This is a genomic window from Saccharopolyspora sp. 6V, assembly GCF_020176785.1.
In the GTDB taxonomy this organism is placed as follows: Bacteria; Actinomycetota; Actinomycetes; order Mycobacteriales; family Pseudonocardiaceae; genus Saccharopolyspora_C; species Saccharopolyspora_C gregorii.
Map to the genome: position 1 here is coordinate 25395 of NZ_JAIUKB010000116.1, position 19230 is coordinate 44624.

Consider the following 19230-nt stretch of genomic DNA (forward strand, 5'->3'; position numbering starts at 1 on the left):
TGTCCGCCCGACCGACGCGCCGCACCGCCACCGCACGAGAACGTGTTCTCCGGAAGCGCAGTGGCGGCCGGTGCGGACCGGCCGGCGGAAGGAGATCGCGGTGGCGGCTGCACCGGAACACCCCTCGACGGCCCTGCTGGAGGCGCGGAACCTGACCACGTTCCCGCAGCTGTTCGGCGTGGACTTCGCACTGGCCCGCGGAACGGTCGCCGCGCTCGACGGCCCGTCCCGCGAGCCGAAGACGTGGTTGCTGCAGGTGCTCGCCGGACTGCGCCGCCCGGACGCGGGGGCGGTGCTGTTCGACGGGGTGCGCATCGACGAGCTCGGCGATCACGAGCTGCGGGAGGTGCGGCAGCGCCGCTTCGGGTTCCTGTTCGCCGACGGGATGCTGGTCCCCGAGCTGACCACCGCGGAGAACTGCGCGCTGCCGCAGATGCTGGCCGGGGCCGACCGGGCCGCGGCGATGGACCGCGCCGCGGGGATGCTGCGCGACTTCGGCCTGGAGCGGGTGCGGGACCGCTTCCCCGGGCAGCTCTCCGCCGCCCAGGCGGAACGGCTGACCGTGGCGCGGGCGATGGCCCACCGGCCCAACGTGATCTTCGCGGACTCGCCGGAGCTGACCGCGTCCACCACCGCCGAGCTGCTGGACGCGGCCCGCGCCCACGGCATCGCGGTGGTGCTGGCGACCGCGGACCCCGCGCTGCTCGCCCGCGCCGAGCAGGTGCTGCGGCTCGGCGAGCGCGCGCCGGAGCTCGCGGTCGCGGCTTGACCGGAAGTAGGAGGTGGACCGGCCGTTCGGCCGATCCGGCCGACCCGGCCGGGCGGTGAAGCTGGTGGGGATCGCCGACCCGGAGGTACCACCCATGCTGACCATCACCGCCACCGCGCTCGGCACCATCGGAGCGGTCGCCGTGCTGCTGCTGATGGCCGTGAGCTCGCTGCTGCCCGACGTCGTCGAGCACCGCGGCCGCGCCCTGCTCACCCCGAAGGTGCACGACGCGGCCTGACCACCGCCGCACCGCCCGCGCACCCCGCCCGTCGGCGGCGGAGCGACCGGGCCCGCGCGGTCAGACCCGGTCGAAGATCAGGTCGTGGATCTCCCGGCCCTCGTCGTGGGCGCGGCTCTCGAACTTGGTGACCGGACGCCACTCGGGCCGCGGAGCCCAGCCGCCCGGCTCGGCCGCGTACCGGTTGCGCAGCTCCGGTTCCGCCGAGCACACCTCCATCATCTGCTCGGCGTAGTTCTCCCAGTCCGTCGCCAGGTGCACGTACCCGCCGGGCGCGAGCCGGGAGGCGATCAGCGCGATCGTCTCCGGCTGCACCAGCCGCCGCTTGTGGTGGCGCTTCTTCGGCCACGGGTCCGGGAAGAAGATCCGCACCCCGGCCAGCGACCCCGGCGGCACGTGCTCGCGCAGCAGCACCACCGCGTCGCCGCGCAGCAGCCGCAGGTTCGACAGCTCCAGGTGCTCGGCGCGCAGCAGCAGCTGCGCCAGGCCCGGCTTGTAGACCTCCACGGCGAGGTGGTCGATCTCGGGCGCGGCGGCCGCGAGCTGCGCGGTGCTCTCACCCATGCCGGAACCGATCTCCAGCACCAGCGGGGCCTCGCGCCCGAACCAGGTCGCCGCGTCCAGCGGCCCGGCGGGCAGCGCGTCCACCGAGTCGCCCATCGAGGGCCAGTGCCGGTCCCACGCCCGCTGCTGGCCGACGGTCATCCGCTCGCCGCGCTGGACGTAGCTGACGATCGTGCGCCGGTGCTGGACCTGCTGGTCAGAAGTGCTCATCGAGAGGTGAGTATCGCAAACCCGCCGGGCAGGGCCGCTACCAGGATTCGACGACCGGCAGCGCGGCGAGCAGCCCGCCGGTGCCGCTGAGCGGCAGCGGCGGCGGCGGACCGTCGGTGTGGGCGGCGACGACCTCGACCCAGCCGGGGTGGTCGTCGGTGAGCGCGACGGTCGTCGGCGCGTGCCTGGTGCCGCGTTCGGAGGGCGCGTACTCCCAGTACCCGGTCTCGCCGGTGCCCGCCCACGGCACGAACACCCAGCCGTCGCGGCTGGTCAGCAGCCGGTGCACGTCGTCCTCGAAGGCGAACCCCTCGGCTCGGGAGGACAGCTCGCCGCGGTCCAGCGCCCGCAGCCACCACGGGGCGGGCAGCCTGCTCGCCGAGCCGTGCAGCTTGCGGTAGAGGTCGAGGACCTTCTGCTCCGCGGCGGTGTGGATCCAGCTCCGGCGCAGCGAGGCGGGAGCGGCGGCTTCGGCCACCACGGGGTGCGCCTCCGTGGCCAGCGACCACTCCAGCCGGGGAACCGGTTCGAGGAGCACGTCGGTCTGGTCGCGCCGGAAGCGCGGCGGGTCGCGCCGCTCCGGCGAGCACTCGGTCGAATGCACCATGGCCCACCTCTCTGCTGTTGGGGGGAAGCACGCGGACCGCTGTGGCGGTCCGACGTGGCGCATGCACCTCAGCGACGTTGGTGTGGAGGCACGCGTCCTGCCTTATCCATTACCACAGGCAGACGATCATGTGAAGTTTCCACCACGAGTTGTGAACCATCACATATCGGACTCGTTCGAGTGGTCGAGTCGACAGCGGGGCCGGAAGGCGGTGCAGTGGAGACGTGGAACGCACCGTGCAACAGGTCGAGGTGGACGGCGGGGTCGCCGTCGGCCTCGACGGGTCGCCGTCCTCGCTGCGCGCGCTGGACGTGGCCGCGCACGAGGCGGAGCTGCGCTCGGCGGTGCTGCACGTGGTGCGGGCGTGGAGCATGCGCACGGCGCCGCGGCCCGCGGACTGCCCACCGGGGGCGGTGCCGAGCATGGACGCCTACCAGCGATCGGTGGACGAGTCGGCGGAGCGGATCGTGCGGGACCGGCTGGGCGCGGAGCCCCGGATCCCGGTGCAGCGGCACATCGCGCACTCCCCGTCACCACAGGCGCTGCTGTCGGCTTCCCGCGGCGCGGACCTGCTGGTGGTGGGCCACCGCGGTCGCGGCGGCTTCGCCGGCCTGCTCCTCGGCTCGGTCGCCGAGCAGTGCGTCCGCCACGCGGCCTGCCCGGTCCTGGTGGTCCGGCCGGCCATCTGACGAAGTCCTCCGGCACTTGCCGCGCGCGGACGGCGCCTCCCGCGCGGAGGCGGTGGCGGACGCGGCGAAGGCGCGGCGGGACGGACCAAGATCAACGGGGAAAAGCACAGGGCCCGGGCCATCCCCCGAATGACAGCCCGGGCCCTCCCCCGTCCCGACCGCCGGCGCCCCCGAGCGCTGGTGCAGTCGGTCGATTCTGTTGTGCCGCACGGTCTTCGCGCCTCGCGAACGCTGGACCGCCCCGGAGGTGTCGAGCCGGGCCCGGCACCTTGGTCCCTGATCCGCCGCGGTCGGGTTCCGATGCCCCGGAGGACGGCCGATGGTGCGGCCGAAGCGGTTTCCGGTCGGAACTGCGATCACGGCTCGATCTTGCCGAGATCTTATCTTCCGGCGTGATCAGCCTCTCGGGCGGGCCGGGTAACGCCGTGGCGTCCGCCGCATCCGCCGCTCAGGCGTCCCGGCGCCGCACCGCGAAGATCGCCGCGCCGAGCGAGACCACCGCGAACGCCGCGAAGTACGCCAGCGAGGCCCACGGCCCCAGCGGCACCGAGCTCGGGTCGTCGAAGGTCGTCAGGAAGCGGCTGCCGACGTTGAACGGCATCCACTGCACCAGGTCGGAACCGATGTTGGGGATGAGCGCGATGAGCGATTCGCCGAGCAGCACCCACACGATCAGCAGCGTCACCGCGCCCGCGGTCTGCCGCAGCAGCGTCCCGACACCGAGGGCGAGCACGGCGGTCACCGCGAACACCGGGCCGGCGCCCGCGACCTCGCGGATCCGGTCGGCGCTGTCCAGCGCCAGCTCGGGCCCGGGGGCGAGCAGCTGGGCGAGCCCCCAGGAACCGAAACCGGCCAGCTCGCCCAGCACGAAGCCGGTGACGCCGACGACGGCGGCCTTCGACAGCAGCACCGAGGCCCGGTCGGGCACGGCCTGGAACGTGGCGCGGATGGTGCCGAAGCGGTATTCGGTGGTGATCGCCAGCACGGCCATCACGAGCACGACCATCAGCCCGAACTGGTGGCCGGACATGGCCCCGCTGACGGAGAGTCCCTCGTCGGCGGAGGCGGCCATGGCACCGGTGAAGGCGATGGGCAGCCCGACGGCGAGCGCCGCGCACCACCAGGGCGACCGGGTGGAGAACAGCTTGGTGCGTTCCACGGCGAACAGCGTCATCGGGCGTCCCTCCCAGCGGTGGCGAGCGCGTCGCCGAAATCGGTCTGGTATTCCACGGCGTCCCCGGTGATCTGCATGAACGCCTCTTCGAGCGAGCCGCGCTGCGGGGACAGCTCGTGCAGCACGACGCCGTGCCTGGCGGCGATCTCGCCGACCCGGTCGCTCTCGGTGCCGGTGACGACGATCGTGTCGGGCGTCGTCGGGTCGGCGGGCTTCGTGAGGACGCCGTCGGCGGTGAGCAGGTCGCGCAGCCGCGCGGCCTGCGGGGAGCGGACGGTCAGCGAGGTGAGCCCGGCGCCCGCGACGAACTCGTCGGTGCTGCACTGGGCGATCAGCTCGCCCTTGCCGACCACGACGAGCTGCTCGGCGGTCAGCGACATCTCGGTGAGCAGGTGGCTGGAGACGAACACGGTGCGGCCCTCGTCGGCGAGCCTGCGCATGAAGCGGCGGATCCAGTGGATGCCTTCGGGGTCGAGCCCGTTGACCGGCTCGTCGAACAGCAGGATCTTCGGGTCGCCGAGCAGGGCGGCGGCGATGCCGAGCCGCTGCGACATGCCGAGGGAGAACCCGCCGGCGCGCTTGCCCGCGACCTCGCCGAGCCCGACCATGTCGAGGACCTCGTCGACGCGGCTGACCGGGATCCGGTTGGACCGGGCGAGCCAGCGCAGGTGGGCGTGCGCGGAACGGTTCGGGTGCACCCACTTGGCGTCGATGAGCGCGCCGACGGTGCGCAGCGGTTCGCGCAGCTCGCGGTACTGCTTGCCGTCGACGCGCACGGTGCCCGAGGTCGGCCGGTCCAGGCCGAGGATCATGCGCATCGTGGTGGACTTGCCCGCGCCGTTGGGGCCGAGGAAGCCGGTGACGGTGCCGGGTCGCGCGGTGAACGACAGGTCGTTGACCGCGACCTTCGATCCGTACCGCTTGGTGAGGCCTTCCGCCTCGATCATGGTGACCTCCGAGTGCTGGGCGCGCCTCGGCGGTGGTCCGGGCGCCGAGGTGAACTCTGCCCGGTGCGACGGGTCCGGCACCTCGGTCGTCCGGCCACGGCGGCTGAGCCGTTCGGCCCGTTCCGGCAGGTGCTCGCGTAGTTCTTGCGTACTACCCGCGGGCCGTTCGACCAGCCGTCGCGCTCAGGGGAACCAGCGGGCGAGCGCGGCGACCACGCCGTCCTCGGTGACGGGTCCGGTGACCTCGGTGGCGGCGGCACGCACCTCGTCGGGGGCCTGGCCCATCGCGACGCTGTGCGCGGCCCAGCGCAGCATCTGCACGTCGTTGGTGCCGTCACCGGCCGCGAAGGTGTCCTCGGTGGACACTCCGAGCTCGGTGCGCAGCTTCTCCAGCGCGGCGCCCTTGGTGACGCCGGCGGGCACCACCGTCACCCACGGTTCGTAGTGGTCGATGGTGGTGGTGCAGCCGGGGAGCTCGGCGTCGGCGAGCGCGTCGAAGACCTCCTGCGGCGCGTGGTCCTCCCAGTTCGCGATGAGCCGCGGCACGGGTGCCGAGACCAGTTCGTCGAGGGAGGCGAGCCGCTGCGGCCCGTGCAGCTGGTACTCGCGGAACGGGCTGGTGACGAGGCTGCCGGTGCCGACCTGCTCGACGGCGTAGGACGCCCCGGGCAGCAGCGGCGCGAGGCGCGCGTGCACCGGAGCGGGATCGAACGTCTCCACGGCCAGCGCGTCGCCGGTGGCGGCGTCGAGCAGCACCGCGCCGTTGGAGCACAGCGCGACCCCACCGGTGAGGCCGAGTTCGCGCAGCACCGGCACCGTGCCGAGCATGCTGCGCCCGGTGGCGATCACGACGTGCGCGCCCGCGGCCGCGGCGCGGCGGACCGCGTCCCGCACCGGTGGCGAGATGGTCTGCGAGTCGGGGTCGAGCAGCGTTCCGTCCACGTCGAGCGCGACGAGCCTGGGCTTCCATGCGGGATCGGGCACGCCGCCCAGGCTAGCCGTCCACCAGCGCGAACGGACCGACCCGGCGGACGGCCGCGCACCTCGCCCGGATCTCGCGCGGCGGGGCCGCGCAGGGCGGGGCCTCAGCGTTCGCCGAGGCGGACCAGGCCGGTCTCGTAGGCGACGATCACCGCCTGCACCCGGTCCCGGACGCCGAGCTTCGCCAGCACCCGGCCGACGTGGGTCTTCACGGTGGCTTCGGAGACGTGCAAGGTCGCGGCCAGCTCCTGGTTGTTGAGCCCCTTGCCCACCAGCGCCAGCACTTCGCGCTCCCGCTCGGTCAGCACGTCGAGCGCGGCGCGGTCCCGGGCGCCGGCGGTGGAGGTGTCCAGGAACCGCTCCAGCAGCCGCCGGGTGACGCTGGGCGCGACGACCGCGTCGCCGACCGCGACGGACCGCACCGCCGCGACCAGGCCGCTCGGCTGGATGTCCTTGAGCAGGAATCCGCTCGCGCCACCGCGGAGCGCGGCCAGGGAGTACTCGTCCAGGTCGAACGTGGTGAGCACCAGGACCTTCGCGTCGCAGTCGGCGGTGATCAGCCGGGTCGCCTCGATGCCGTCCAGCACCGGCATCCGCACGTCCATCAGCACCACGTCCGGGTCGAGCCGCCGGGCGAGCCGCACGGCCTCCGCACCGTCCCCGGCATCGCCCACGACCTCGATGTCCTGGTGCGCGTCGAGCACCATGCGGAACCCCATGCGCATCAGTTCCTGGTCGTCGACGAGCAGCACCCGGATCATGGCCACCAACCCTAAGCGCCCGGAGGGCGCAGGGACCCGGTTCCCGGATGATCTCCGTGACAACCCTCGCGGGCCCTACCCGTCCGCGGCGACCGCGGGCGGCGCGCCGGACGGCGTCCCGTCGTGCCGGAGCCCGATGTGCCACAGGTCGCGCCAGAGCAGCTCCCACGGCCGCCGGGGCTCCGACACCACCCACACGGGAGTGCCCTCGTACAGCGACGGCAGGCCGGTGCGCACCGTGTCCGCGCGCCGCACGGAACCGAAGTGGCGCAGGAGGAAGTCCCGCCGTCCGCCCACGTAGATCGCGCTCCGGACGTGCTCGGCGGGCCTGCCGAACGCCCAGTACCCCCGGCTCGCGCTGTGGACCTCGGTGCGGCCGTAGTGGTGCACCGCGCTCGCCACCCAGTAGTCCTCGGCGATCACCGGTGCCGCGTGCTCGCGGGCGTTGCGCTCGACGATCGCGGTGAGCTCCGGCCAGCCCACGCTGCCGGTGCCCACCAGGTCGAACCGCGGGATCAGCGCGACCGGCAGCACCGGCAACGTCGCCACGACCGCGACCAGCGCGGAGACCGCGTACAACCGCGCGGAGAACCACCGCGCCCGGAGCTGCACGGCACCGACCGCGAACAGCAGCCCGTACGCGCCCGCCAAGTAGTACGGCCGCGATTCCGTCAGCGCCACCAGCACGGCCACCCCGAGGACCGTCCAGCCGAGGAAGCGGTACGGCCGCAGCTCCGGCGCGCGCAGCAACCGCCAGCAGCCGCAGCACACCAGCACTCCGCCAGGAATTCCCGCGCACAGCACCACGGCGGGCAGCAGGAGCACGCCGAAGGAGCTCTCCGCGGCGACGGCCTCGCCCATGCTCAGCTGCGGCCAGCCGTGGGTGGCCTGCCACCACAGCGTCGGTGCCGCGGTGAGCAGCGCGCCCGCCGCACCGGCCCACAGCAGCGGGCGGCGCAGCAACGACCGCGGCCCGGTGCACAGCAGCACCAGCCCCAGCACCAGCCACAGCACCGGGATCAGCAGCTTGACCTGCATCGCCAGGGCCGTGCAGGCGCAGGCCGCGAGCAGCAGCCGGTCCTGCCGCACGCCCTGCTCGCGCAGCCGCACCCAGCGGACCAGCGGCCACAGCACCGCGGTCCACAGCACCGGGTCGAAGGAGACGGTGGCGAGCATGTGCCCGCCCCCCAGCGTCTGCCCGGCGACCGCCCAGGCCCCGCCCGCCAGCAGCTGCGCCCGGCGATCACCGCCGAGCTCCCGCGCGAGCAGGGCCGTCAGCACGACCCCGGCGCCGGCCGCGAGCGCAGGCAGCAGCCGCAGCGCGAGCAGCGAACCGGGGAACGCGGTGTCGGCGAGCAGCGCGATCAGCGGCACCAGCGGGGGCTGGTCAACGTACCCCCAGTCCAGGTGGTGCCCGGCGGCGAGGAAGTACAGCTCGTCGGCGTAGATCCCGTAGCGGCCGCTGGTGAGCAGCAGCACCCCGGTCACGGCGGCGGCGATCAGCAGCAGCGGCCGGGTGGCGAGCGCGGGCAGCGCGGACGGCGCGGCGGCGGTACTCGGTGCGGGCGGGGGAACGAGGCGCGAACGCTCGTCGAGTGCGGGCGGCATGACCACTTCCCGGTTCGGGGCTCGGACCGGCCCAGACTCCGGCGCGGACCGCTGCGCGCGCGTCCGCCTGAGCGTTGAACCCGGCACCGCCGCACGTCCCACCGGGGTAGGACGTCAGGTCATCCCGGCGACGCAGGGCGCCCGGCCGGCGGGGGATTCGTCGACGAGTGGCCGAATCCCCGGCGACGTGCCGACGGTCGGCCCGGTGGGACGTGCGGCGTTCGCGCCGGGACCGTCGATCAGTTCGGCGCAACCGCGTCGGAGCTCACCAGCGGCAGCACCGCGTGCACCCGCCAACCGCCCTCCGGCCGGGGTCCCGCGGTCAGCGCGCCGCCGTACAGCGCGGCCCGCTCGCGCATCCCGTCCAGTCCGTTCCCCTCGCCCGAGCCGGTTCCCGCGAGCGCGGCGGCCGAGGCCGACCCGTCGTCGCTGATCTCCAGCCCGACGGCGCGGCCGTCGTTGTCCACCCGCACGACCGCCGCTCCGCCGCCGTGCTTGAGCACGTTCGTCAGCGCCTCCTGCGCGATCCGGTACACGGCGAGGCCGAGCCCCGTCGGCAGGTCCTCGACGTCCCCGGAGAGTTCGAGCCGCACCGGCAGGTCCGGGTGCCGCACCCGGTCGACCAGTTCGCGCAGGCTCACCGACCCCGGCGGCGGGGGCCACGCCCCGCCCTCGGCCGGGTCGCGCAGCACCTCCAGCAGACCGCGCAGCTCGGCGAGCGCCGTCCGGCCCGTGTCGCCGATCGTGCGGGCCGCCCGCTCGGCGAGTTCGGGATCGGTGCGCAGCGCGTAGCTCGCCCCGTCGGCCTGCGCGATCATCACGCTGAGCGAGTGCGCGAGCACGTCGTGGATCTCGCGGGCGATGCGGTTGCGCTCCTCGGCGACGGCGAGGCGGGCGCGCCGGTCCCGCTCGGATTCCGCGCGCCGCAGCCGGTCCTCGACCTCCCGCAGGTGCGCGCGGCGGGCGGCGATGAACTCGCCGAGCGCCCAGAGCAATGCGGTGAGCAGCAGGTGGAACAGCGTCGCGCTGACCACCGCGAGCTCCGGCCACCCGGGCGGGAGCGGGCCGACGGCCACCAGTCCGGTCAGCACGACCAGGTTGAACGCCACGGCCAGCACGGCTCCGGCCCACCGGCGCCCGGACACGACCAGCCCGTACAGCACCAGGAACACCGCTACCTGCCCCGGGTTGACCAACGGCCGCAGCGCCAGGACCACGTGCGTCCCGACCGCCCCGGCGAGGACTCCGGCCGCGGCGAGCAACGGGGCGCGGCGGCGCAACGCGACCGGCGCGCAGGCGAGCAGTTCGAGGTACGGGGGCAGTTCGCGCGGCCACAGGCCGTACGCGTCGGGTTCGGAGATCAGGAAGGCGACGAACAGCAGCGCCGCCGTCCACCCGTCCACGGCCGTCGGATGCGCCCGCGCCCACGCGCTCCAGTTCCGCACCGGCCCAGCGTAGGCGCGGAGCACCGCCGGATCGTCATCCTCGCGGCGCGTTCCCGTCATACCGGGGTCGTAGTCGAGCCCCCACCGGGAGCGGGGTCCGCGGCCGGGTCAGCCGGTGCCCGCGCGGGGTTCCGCGTCGAAGTGCCCGCTGGCCCGGGCGCTGATCTCCTCCTGCAGCGCCTTCTCCCGCTGCTTGGTGCGCAGCCGGGCGAGCAGCCAGATCGTGATGCCGTGCGCCACCGCCAGCACCAGCAGCAGCACGCCGACCCGGGTGATCAGGGCGTGGAACGGATCGCCGCCGCCCATCCGGACGGTGGACAGCAGAGCCAGCACGCCGAGCGTCGCCAAGTGGAACAGCACCGTGATCAGCTGGTTCGCCGAGTCCGCGACCTTGCCGTCCGGGTAGACCGCGGCGAGGTACGTGGTGCCGCTGCGGCGCAGCAGCCACCCGTCGACGAACACCAGCACGGTGCCGATGACCAGGAATGCGAGGGTGTAGCCGGTTCCCACGGGTATCACCGAATTCCGCTGTCGAGTGCGTTGTGCGCATGTCCGTGCACTCGCCGGGTTCCCGGACAGATCGTCGGGCAAACCGATCTCGGCGCCGGGTCGTGGCAGGATGGCCGCGATCACGGGCCGCGTCCAAGGAGGCAGGGGTGACTTCGCCGGTCGAGCAGCAGCGCTGGGCGGGTCCGCTGTCGGCGTCGGTCGCGCGGATGTGCGCGGGGTTGCGCGGCCAGGTGTGCGAGCGCACTGCGGCCGGTTTCGACGAGGTGCTGCACCGGATGTCCGCCCCGTTGCAGGTGGCGGTGGCCGGCCGGATCAAATCGGGCAAGTCGACGCTGGTGAACGCGATGATCGGCAGGCGGGTGGCGCCGACCGACGTCGGCGAGTGCACCCGGCTGGTGACCCGCTTCCAGTACGGCACGGTGGACCGGGTCGAGGTGGTGTTCCACGACGGGTCGAAGCAGGCGGTGCCGTTCGACACCGACGGCGGCATCCCGGCGGAGCTGGGAGTCGAGCTGGACCGGGTCTCGCACCTGGAGGCGTACCTGACGAACGCGGTGCTGCGCGACCTGACGGTGATCGACACCCCGGGCCTGGGTTCGCTGGACGCCGCGTCGGTGGCGCGGACCGAACAGCTGCTGGGCGCCCGCGAGCCGGGTGCGGACGACCTGGACCCGGTGTCGCGCAGCGCCGTCGCGGGTGCCGAGGCCGTGCTGTACGTGGTGACGCAGGCGGTGCGCGCCGACGACCAGCAGGCGCTGGACGCGTTCACCGCGGCCACCGCGAGCCGGGACGCGGGCCCGGCGAACGCGATCGCCGTGCTGAACAAGGCGGACACCGTCGAACCGGACTCGGTGCCGGGTTCCGGCGGCGAGGTGTGGCGGGCGGCGGAGGCGCTGGCCGCGGAGCAGGCCGCGCTGCTCGGGCCGCGGGTCGCGGAGGTGCTGCCGGTGATCGGCCTGCTCGCGGAGACCGCGGAGACCGGCGGGTTCGGCTCCGCGGACGCGGAGGCGCTGCGGGCGCTGGCGCAGCTGGACGAGGCGGACCGGCTGACGATGCTCATGTCGGCGGACCTGTTCACCGGCTGGGAGTGCGCGGTCCCGGAGCGGGACCGGGAGCGGCTGCTGGAGCGGCTGGACCTGTACGGGGTGCGGCGGGCGCTCGCGGTGCTCGCGGACGATCCGGAGATCACGGCGGGGAAGCTGCGCCGGGTGCTGCTGGACTGCTCGGGGCTGGCCGGGGTGCGGACGCGACTGGACGAGGTGTTCCGTGCGCGCGCCGACGGGATCAAGGCGGCGGCCGCGCTGGCCTCGGTGACGGCGTTGGCGCAGGCATCCGGTGACCCGGGCGAGCGGCAGCGGGTGCACGACGCGATCGAGGTGCTGCTGAGCAGGCGGGAGGCGCACCAGCTGCGGGTGTTGGAGGCGTTGACGCTGGTGACCTCGGACGCGGTGCGGTTGCCGGAGGATCTGGCGGCGGAGGTGCTGCGGATCGGTGGCAGCGCGGATCCCGGGTCCCAGCTGGGGATGGCGGGACGGCCGCGGCACGAGCTCGTGCAGTTCGCGCTGGAGCGGGCGAGCTGGTGGCGGTCGTTCGCGTCGTTCGGCGCGACGCCCGCGCAGAGCCGCGTCGCGTTCGTGGTGCACCGGGCGTACTTCCTGATCTGGCAGCAGCTGCAGGCCGGTCAGGTGCCGGCGCCGGGCTGAACACCGGCGAGCGGCGAGCGGAGGGGACGCGGCGGTGCGGGACTGGCTTCGACGACGATCTTCACCTGATCGTGGAACCGAGCGGGCGACCACCGCGTCGGAACGGGGTGCGGAGGAACCCGCCGAACCGGACGCCGAGTTGGGGGCTGACATGACCGCCGTGCACATCGACCCGCTCGACCAGGCGCTGTCCGAACGCACCGAGCTGATCAGGCTGTGCCTGTACGCGCTCGACCGGGCTCGCAGCAGCGGCGTAGCCGAACGGCTGACCGAAGGGCTGGACGGGATCGGGGTGGTGCGGCTGCGCCCCGAGGGGCTGCCGTTCGACCCCTCCCGGCACGAGGCGGGCGGCACGGTGCCCACCGACGATCCCGCGTTGGACGGGATCGTCGCCGAGACCGAGGTCCCGGGCTTCGCCGACCGCGATCAGGTGCTGCGCACCCCGGTCGTCACCGTGTACCAGTGGCGCCCGGGACCAGCGGCGAGCTGAACCGGAACTCCGCGGACCGGGAGATCTTGCGGGTCCGCTCGCGGTCGGGGGCGCGCTCGGCGAGGTCGGGCAGCACCGAGCTCACCGACATCAGCAGCAGGACGGCGAGCGCGAGGACGAGTCCGATGACGGTGCCGAGAGTGGTGAGTGCGGTGAACATGGTGTTCCTCCTTGCCGGTGACTTCGCCCCGCAGTTCGAGGTGACACCAGAATCGCTGGTCACCCCCTCCGGCGGATCGGCCGTGCGGCTCGGCCGCTCTAAGCCCTCCGGCCAAGGACGAGCCGGGGCGCCCGGCCGTTCGGTCGAGGCCTCCGGACCCGGTGCGCGGGCGAACGGTCCGCCCGCCCCGATCCGGGTGGTCGTCGGCGGTGCGCCGGGCCCCGCGAGCTGGTCGGGTCGGGTGGACCGCGCGGGAAGCGGACCGGGCGCGCGCCGGTGGGCGGTACATTCACGCCCGCGCCGCGGCCGATCCGGGCCGGCGGCCCGGCCCGCGCCCAACGCGGTGCCCGAACGCAGCGACGGGAGTGCGCATGACTTCGGCCGGTCCGGCGACGACCGGGGTGCCCGTGGCGGCCACCGCCTTGCCCCAGCAGGTCAAGCAGACCAGGGACCGGTTGTTCGCCCTGCTGCGGGAGGTCGACCCGGACGCCGCGGACTGGGCGGACCGGGTGCGGCGCTCCCGGCCGCTGGTGCCGAGCGTCGTCGTGGTCGGGGAGACGAACCGCGGCAAGAGTTCCTTGGTGAACGCGCTCGTCGACGCCCCCGGACTGTCCCCTGTGGACGCTTCGGTGGCGACGTCGACGTACCTGGAGTTCCGGCACGGCGAGCGGTGGCGCGGCCTCGCCTGCTACCCGGCCGACGCGGAACCGGTGGAGTTCGCGGTGGCCGAGCTGCCCGCCTGGGCGTCCGCGCGGACGACGCCGCCCGAAGGCGCGCTCCCGCCGCGGCACCTGCGGATCGAAGCACCGCTGGACGTGCTGGCCGCGCTGACCGTCGTGGACACCCCCGGAGTCGGCGGCCTCGACTCGGTGCACGGGGAGCTCGCCGCCGAAGCCGCCTCCGCCGCGACCGCGCTGCTGTTCGTCGCCGACGCCTCCGCCCCGTTCACCCGCGGCGAGCTGGATTTCCTGCACGGCGCGGCGGATCGGGTGGAGACCGTGGTGTTCGCGCTCGCCAAGACGGACCAGCACCGCGGCTGGCGCCGGGTGCTGGAGGAGAACCGCGCGCTGCTGGCCGAGCACGCGCCGCGGTTCGCGGACGTGCCGATCCACCCGGTGTCGGCGCGGCTGTGGGAACTCGCCGCGCAGGCGCCGAACGAGCAGGCCGCCACCATGCTGCGGGAGCGGTCCGGGGTGGCCGAGCTGCGCTCCGCGCTGGAGCAGCTCGTCGGCGGCCGGGCCGCGATGCTCGGCGAGGCCAACACGATGCGCGCGCTGTCCACCGTGCTCGGCGAGCTGGCGGTGCGGCTGGCCGCCGAGCAGCGCGCGCTCACCGTCGGCGAGGACGAGGCCGAATCGCTGCGCGCCCGCCGCGACGAGCTCAGCGCCTCCCGCCGCTCCTCCACCCGCGGCTGGCAGCTGAAGCTGCGCGGCGAGATCCAGCGCACCCGCGTCGAGGTCAGCCACGAGGTGACCCGGCAGATGCGGGAGGTGCAGAGCTGGTTCCGCCGCGCCATCGACACCGCCGAGCACGGCGCGCTCACCGCCCTGCCGCACCAGGTGGACACCGCGCTGCAGATGGTGTCCTCGCGGGTGTCGGCGCTGCTGTCGGCGCGGCTGGCGAAGGTCGCCGAGGTGTCGCTGGCGGAGCTGTTCTCCGCGGAGGAGCTGGACGTGATCCGCTCCCAGTTCGCCCGCGGCGCGCAGTCGCCCATCGCGCTGCGGCCACCGGACAAGCGGGCGCCGACCGCCGAGGACAAGCTGCTGGTGTTCATGGGGATCTCCGGCGGCCTCGGGGTGGGCCGGGCGGCGGCGATGCCGCTGGCCGGGATCGGCGTGGGCGTGCTGAACCCGGTGGTGCTGCCGGTGACGATCGTGCTGGGGCTCGGCGCCGGGTGGTGGATGGCCCGCACCCGCAAGCACGCCGCGGACAAGCAGCACCTCAAGCAGTGGCTCACCGAGGCCATCGCGGACGCGCGCTCCGCCCTGGACCAGCTGGTGTCCGAGCAGCTCATCGAGGCGGAGCAGCAGCTGTCGCTGGCGCTGGACGACGCGCTGGGCAGGCGCATCGAATCGATCGAGGCGGAGCTGCGGGAGGTCGACAAGGCGCTGAAGATGGACGCCGCCGAGCGCAGCCGCCGGTTGCACACCGCCGAGCAGCGGCTCGCCGAGGCCCGCAGCGGCCGAGATCGCGCCGAGCACCTGCTCGGCGCGATCCGCGGGCTCCGCGACCGCGCCGAATGACGGATCAGGGCAGCAGCACCAGCTTCCCGCCCGGGTGGCCCTCGCTGAGGAGCCGGTGCGCCGCGGCGGCCTCGGCCAGCGGGAAGGTCCGCGCGATCGGCAGCTCCAGCCGCCCGGCGGCGGCCGCGGGCAGCAGCCGCTCCCACGCCGCCGCGCGGACCTCGGTGCCCGGGTCCGCGTCGGGACCGCCGCCGACGAGCCGGATCCCGTCCGAGGCGCGGTGGAACGCGGCGGCGCTGACGACCCGGTCCGGGGCGACGAGCGCCAGCGAGACGTCGATCGCCTCGTCGGTGCCGACGGTGTCGATCACGCCGGCGACGCCGTCCGGCGCGGCCGCGCGCACCCGCTCCAGCAGACCGTCCCCGTAGGACACCGGCACGATGCCGAGGCCACGCAGCCGCTCGTGCCGGGATTCGCCCGCGGTGCCCACGACCCGCGCTCCCGCGGCGATCGCGAGCTGGGCGGCGAGCACGCCCACCGCACCGGATGCGCCGTGCACCAGCACGGTCCGGCCCGCGACGTCGCCGAGCAGCGACAGCTGGTGCACCGCGGTGCCGCCCGCGAGCAGCAGGCCGGACGCGACCTCCCAGGACAGCCCGGCGGGTTTCGGGACGACGGAGCTCGCGGGCACGTCCACCTCGCTCGCCGAGGCGCCGGGCGCGGGGTGCACGACCACCTCGTCGCCGACCGAGATCGGACCGGCCTTCCCGGTGGCCCCCTCGCCGACGGCGGTGACCACGCCGGCGAGCTCGTTGCCCACGGGCAGCGGCAACCTCGCCGGGTCGGAGCCGAACGCTCCGCTGTAGAGCTTGTGGTCGATCGGGTTCACCCCGATCGCGCGGGCCTCGACCAGGACCCGGCCGGGACCGGGCGGGGCGACCTCGGCGTCGACGACGGACAGGACTTCCGGGCCACCGAAGGCGGTGGCGACGATGCGAACACCCATGTCCGCCGCAACACCGCCCGCACCGCCCGGATTCCCCACCGCCGCGCCGCATCCGGTGACGCGGGGGAACCGGACGGCTCTACGCTGCGTCGTAGCGCTGAGCCGAGGCCGAAGTGGGGGTCGAGATGTACATCGAGGAGACGGGTGCCGGGGACGGCGACATCAAGGTCACCGTCGAGGGCGTGGAGTACACCGCCGAGGCGAACTACGACCTCGACGGCGACGGCGTGGACGACGCGGTCACGATCCTGACCGAGGACGGCCACGTGGCCTACCTCGACGAGGACGCCGACGGCGCCGCCGAGGTGATGCAGACGGTGGACGCGGACGGCACCGTCGTCGGCCAGGCCCGCTACGACGCCGCCACCGGCGACTGGGTCGCCGAGCAGCCGGAGCAGCACCCCGGCGCGGCCGACCCGCGGCAGCGCGGCGGGGCACCCTTGGTCATCGACACCCCGGGCGGCGAGCAGCAGATCGGGCCCGCCACCGAGGACACCGACAACGACGGCCGCCCCGACACCGCGGTGGTCACCACGGAGCACGGGACGATGCTGGTGACCGACGTGGACGGCGACGGTTCCGCGGACCAGCTGGTGGAGATCGGGAACTCCGGCGAGGTCACCATCACCCACCACACCGGCGCCGGGGAGTGGACGGTCGTCGAGCAGGGCACCCTCGACCAGCACGGCCAGTACGTGCCCGCCCCGCACCCGGCGGCCGGTGCGACCGACGACGCGACCTGGACGTTCGGCGACCCGGAGCCGCCGGAGGCGCAGCAGGTCGCCCAGGAGCGGCCCACGACCTGCTCCGATTCGGACGCCGCCTGGAGCTGACGGTCCCGAGCGCTCGAATTCCTCCTATCCGGTGGAGTTCGGGCGCTGTTCGCATCCCGGTTCGGCGCGGGAACGGCACGAGATGTCCGCCCGGCCGTCATCTCCCGTTCGCGGGGCTGTCCGCTTCGCCGGAAATCCTTGGTCATCCACGCGCGGGGGCGACTGAATTTTCGTCTAGACCTGTGCTTCGCCGGGGTACTGAATCGATCCCCTTATCGTTCCTGTGAGAGAACCTACACAGCTGATCTCCATTGCGAGCGCCCGGCACCGTTAGCCTCGGTGCATCCCTTTCCAAGCTCCTCCCGTTCTGCGGGTGGGGCGAAGCATTCTCTGAACACGCCGGTGGCACCGCCGCCGCCGGACGAGCATTCCGGGCTGTGGCGCCCAGTCAGGAGACACGAAGCGATGACCGCCTTGACCATCCCAGGTCTCGACCAGGCACCCACCGACCACGCACGCCTGCTGTCGTGGGTGCGCGAGGTCGCCGAGCTGACCACGCCCGAGCGGGTGGTGTGGTGCGACGGCTCCCAGGAGGAATGGACGCGGCTGACCGACGAGCTGGTCGAGGCGGGCACCTTCACCCGGCTGGAGAAGAAGCCCAACTCGTTCTGGGCCGCCTCGGACCCGACGGACGTGGCGCGCGTCGAGGAGCGGACCTACATCTGCTCCCGGGAGCGCAAGGACGCGGGCGTCACCAACAACTGGATGCAGCCCGACGAGATGAAGGCGATCATGACCGAGCTCTACCGGGGCTCGATGCGCGGTCGCACCATGTACGTCATCCCGTTCTGCATGGGTCCGCTGGAGGCCGACGAGCCGAAGCTGGGCGTCGAGATCACCGACAGCGCCTACGTGGTGACCTCCATGCACATCATGACCCGGATGGGCGCGAAGGTCCTGGAGAAGCTGGGCAGCGACGGCGCGTTCGTACCCGCGCTGCACTCGGTGGGCGCCCCGCTGGAGCCCGGCGAGCAGGACGTCGCCTGGCCCTGCAACGACACGAAGTACATCACCCACTTCCCCGAGGAGCGGATGATCTGGAGCTTCGGCTCCGGCTACGGCGGCAACGCGCTGCTCGGCAAGAAGTGCTACTCGCTGCGGATCGCCTCCGCGATGGGCCGCGACGAGGGCTGGCTCGCCGAGCACATGCTGATCCTCAAGCTCACCTCGCCGGAGGGCAAGGTCCACTACGTGGCCGCCGCGTTCCCGTCGTCGTGCGGCAAGACGAACCTGGCGATGCTGCAGCCGACCATCCCCGGTTGGAAGGCGGAGACGCTCGGCGACGACATCGCCTGGATGCGCTTCGGCGAGGACGGCAGGCTGTACGCGGTGAACCCGGAGGCCGGTTTCTTCGGCGTCGCCCCGGGCACCGACGAGAACACCAACCCGAACGCGATGCGCACCATCGAGCAGGGCAACACGCTGTTCACCAACGTGGCCCTCACCGATGACAAGGACATCTGGTGGGAGGGCATGGGCGAGGCGCCCGCGCACCTCACCGACTGGAAGCAGCGGGACTGGACGCCGGACTCGGACGAGAAGGCCGCGCACCCGAACTCCCGCTACTGCACGCCGATGTCGCAATGCCCGATCCTCGCCGACGAGTGGGACGACCCGAACGGCGTGCCGATCTCGGCGATCCTGTTCGGCGGCCGCCGCAAGACGACGGTGCCGCTGGTGAACGAGGCGTTCGACTGGCAGCACGGCGTGTTCATGGGCGCCACCATGTCCTCGGAGACCACCGCCGCCGCCGCGGGCCAGGTCGGCGTGGTGCGCCGCGACCCGATGGCGATGCTGCCGTTCATCGGCTACAACGTCGGCGACTACTTCCAGCACTGGGTGAACATGGGCAAGTCGGCGGACGCGACGAAGCTGCCCCGGATCTTCTACGTGAACTGGTTCCGCCGCGACGAGTCCGGCAAGAAGATCGTGTGGCCGGGCTTCGGCGAGAACTCCCGCGTGCTCAAGTGGGTCGTGGACCGCATCGAGGGCAACGCGGCCGCCGAGGACACCGCGATCGGCCGGGTGCCGTCGGCCGACCAGATCGACCTGTCCGGCCTGGACACGCCGCGCGAGGACGTGGAGACCGCGCTGCACGTGGACGTGGAAGAGTGGAAGGCGGAGATCCCGCTGATCGAGGAGTGGTTCGCCACGATCGGTGCGGACCTGCCGAGCTCGGTGCAGGACGAGTTCGACGCCCTCAAGCAGCGCCTCGGCGTCGCCTGACCCGACACGACCCCGAGAAGGGGGGGGGCCGGGGGGGGGCGGGGGGGGGGGGGGGGGGGGGGGGGGGGGGGGGCCCCCCGCCCCGCGGGGGGGGCGGGGGCCCCCCGGCCCCGCCCCCCCCGCGCG

Annotated in this window: 19 protein-coding genes; 8 read left to right on the forward strand and 11 right to left on the reverse strand. The window is 73.7% G+C overall.

Going from position 1 to position 19230, the window contains the following annotated elements; all coding sequences use genetic code 11:
• Positions 1–100 precede the first annotated feature (100 nt).
• Positions 101–769, forward strand: a complete 669-nt coding sequence (locus LCD35_RS21890; protein ID WP_225044753.1) for an ABC transporter ATP-binding protein — start codon at positions 101–103, stop codon at positions 767–769.
• Positions 770–863: 94 nt separating this feature from the next.
• A complete protein-coding gene (locus LCD35_RS21895) occupies positions 864–1007 on the forward strand; it encodes a hypothetical protein (RefSeq protein WP_224967334.1) in 144 nt (47 codons plus the stop codon).
• Between the two features lie 60 nt (positions 1008–1067).
• Here the strand turns inward: LCD35_RS21895 and trmB are convergent, their stop codons facing one another.
• Together trmB and LCD35_RS21905 are read right to left on the reverse strand one after the other, a co-directional pair.
• Positions 1068–1781 carry a tRNA (guanosine(46)-N7)-methyltransferase TrmB gene (gene trmB, locus LCD35_RS21900; RefSeq protein ID WP_224967335.1) on the reverse strand — a complete coding sequence of 238 codons (714 nt, stop codon included), beginning with the start codon at positions 1779–1781 and terminating at the stop codon, positions 1068–1070.
• 37 nt (positions 1782–1818) lie between these two features.
• Entirely contained in the window at positions 1819–2388 is a 570-nt protein-coding gene (locus tag LCD35_RS21905; protein WP_224960084.1) for a hypothetical protein, read from the reverse strand.
• 224 nt (positions 2389–2612) lie between these two features.
• Here LCD35_RS21905 and LCD35_RS21910 point away from each other — a divergent pair, with 224 nt between their 5' ends.
• Complete coding sequence (locus LCD35_RS21910; RefSeq protein ID WP_224960085.1) at positions 2613–3077, forward strand: universal stress protein; 465 nt, start codon at positions 2613–2615, stop codon at positions 3075–3077.
• Positions 3078–3525: 448 nt separating this feature from the next.
• Here LCD35_RS21910 and LCD35_RS21915 read toward each other — a convergent pair whose 3' ends face one another.
• The 7 genes from LCD35_RS21915 to LCD35_RS21945 form a co-directional block, all read right to left on the reverse strand.
• On the reverse strand, positions 3526–4251 hold the full coding sequence (locus LCD35_RS21915; protein ID WP_224961306.1) for a hypothetical protein: 726 nt from the start codon (positions 4249–4251) through the stop codon (positions 3526–3528).
• Entirely contained in the window at positions 4248–5198 is a 951-nt protein-coding gene (locus tag LCD35_RS21920) for an ABC transporter ATP-binding protein (protein WP_225044754.1), read from the reverse strand. The genes LCD35_RS21915 and LCD35_RS21920 overlap by 4 nt, the downstream gene beginning before the upstream one ends.
• Positions 5199–5381: 183 nt before the next feature.
• A complete protein-coding gene (locus LCD35_RS21925) occupies positions 5382–6182 on the reverse strand; it encodes an HAD family hydrolase (RefSeq protein ID WP_224961302.1) in 801 nt (266 codons plus the stop codon).
• Between the two features lie 101 nt (positions 6183–6283).
• A complete protein-coding gene (locus tag LCD35_RS21930) occupies positions 6284–6940 on the reverse strand; it encodes a response regulator transcription factor (RefSeq protein WP_224961300.1) in 657 nt (218 codons plus the stop codon).
• Positions 6941–7015: 75 nt separating this feature from the next.
• Positions 7016–8548, reverse strand: a complete 1533-nt coding sequence (locus LCD35_RS21935; protein WP_225044755.1) for a glycosyltransferase family 39 protein — start codon at positions 8546–8548, stop codon at positions 7016–7018.
• Positions 8549–8787: 239 nt separating this feature from the next.
• Positions 8788–9993, reverse strand: a complete 1206-nt coding sequence (locus LCD35_RS21940; protein ID WP_225044756.1) for a histidine kinase — start codon at positions 9991–9993, stop codon at positions 8788–8790.
• Between the two features lie 108 nt (positions 9994–10101).
• The gene (locus LCD35_RS21945) at positions 10102–10512 is read right to left on the reverse strand and encodes a hypothetical protein (RefSeq protein ID WP_224961295.1); all 411 of its coding nucleotides are present in this window, start codon (positions 10510–10512) and stop codon (positions 10102–10104) included.
• Positions 10513–10709: 197 nt separating this feature from the next.
• Here LCD35_RS21945 and LCD35_RS21950 point away from each other — a divergent pair, with 197 nt between their 5' ends.
• Positions 10710–12206 (forward strand): dynamin family protein, encoded by a 1497-nt coding sequence (locus LCD35_RS21950; protein ID WP_224961307.1) that lies wholly within the window; start codon positions 10710–10712, stop codon positions 12204–12206.
• Between the two features lie 151 nt (positions 12207–12357).
• Positions 12358–12696: a nucleotide exchange factor GrpE gene (locus LCD35_RS21955; RefSeq protein WP_224961293.1), complete on the forward strand. Its 339-nt coding sequence runs from the start codon at positions 12358–12360 to the stop codon at positions 12694–12696.
• Here LCD35_RS21955 and LCD35_RS21960 read toward each other — a convergent pair.
• Complete coding sequence (locus tag LCD35_RS21960; protein ID WP_224961291.1) at positions 12656–12856, reverse strand: hypothetical protein; 201 nt, start codon at positions 12854–12856, stop codon at positions 12656–12658. The two genes, LCD35_RS21955 and LCD35_RS21960, sit on opposite strands and share 41 nt — an antisense overlap.
• Before the next feature lie 371 nt (positions 12857–13227).
• Between LCD35_RS21960 and LCD35_RS21965 the strand changes: the two genes are divergently transcribed.
• Positions 13228–15099, forward strand: a complete 1872-nt coding sequence (locus LCD35_RS21965) for a dynamin family protein (protein ID WP_224961289.1) — start codon at positions 13228–13230, stop codon at positions 15097–15099.
• Between the two features lie 4 nt (positions 15100–15103).
• Here LCD35_RS21965 and LCD35_RS21970 read toward each other — a convergent pair whose 3' ends face one another.
• Positions 15104–16045, reverse strand: coding sequence for an NADP-dependent oxidoreductase (locus LCD35_RS21970; RefSeq protein WP_224967340.1), 942 nt, complete (start codon positions 16043–16045; stop codon positions 15104–15106).
• Between the two features lie 125 nt (positions 16046–16170).
• Between LCD35_RS21970 and LCD35_RS21975 the strand changes: the two genes are divergently transcribed.
• Both LCD35_RS21975 and LCD35_RS21980 read left to right on the forward strand, forming a co-directional pair.
• Entirely contained in the window at positions 16171–16878 is a 708-nt protein-coding gene (locus LCD35_RS21975) for a DUF6802 family protein (RefSeq protein ID WP_224961285.1), read from the forward strand.
• Positions 16879–17283: 405 nt separating this feature from the next.
• The gene (locus LCD35_RS21980; protein ID WP_224961283.1) at positions 17284–19104 is read left to right on the forward strand and encodes a phosphoenolpyruvate carboxykinase (GTP); all 1821 of its coding nucleotides are present in this window, start codon (positions 17284–17286) and stop codon (positions 19102–19104) included.
• The last annotated feature ends 126 nt before the right edge of the window (positions 19105–19230 follow it).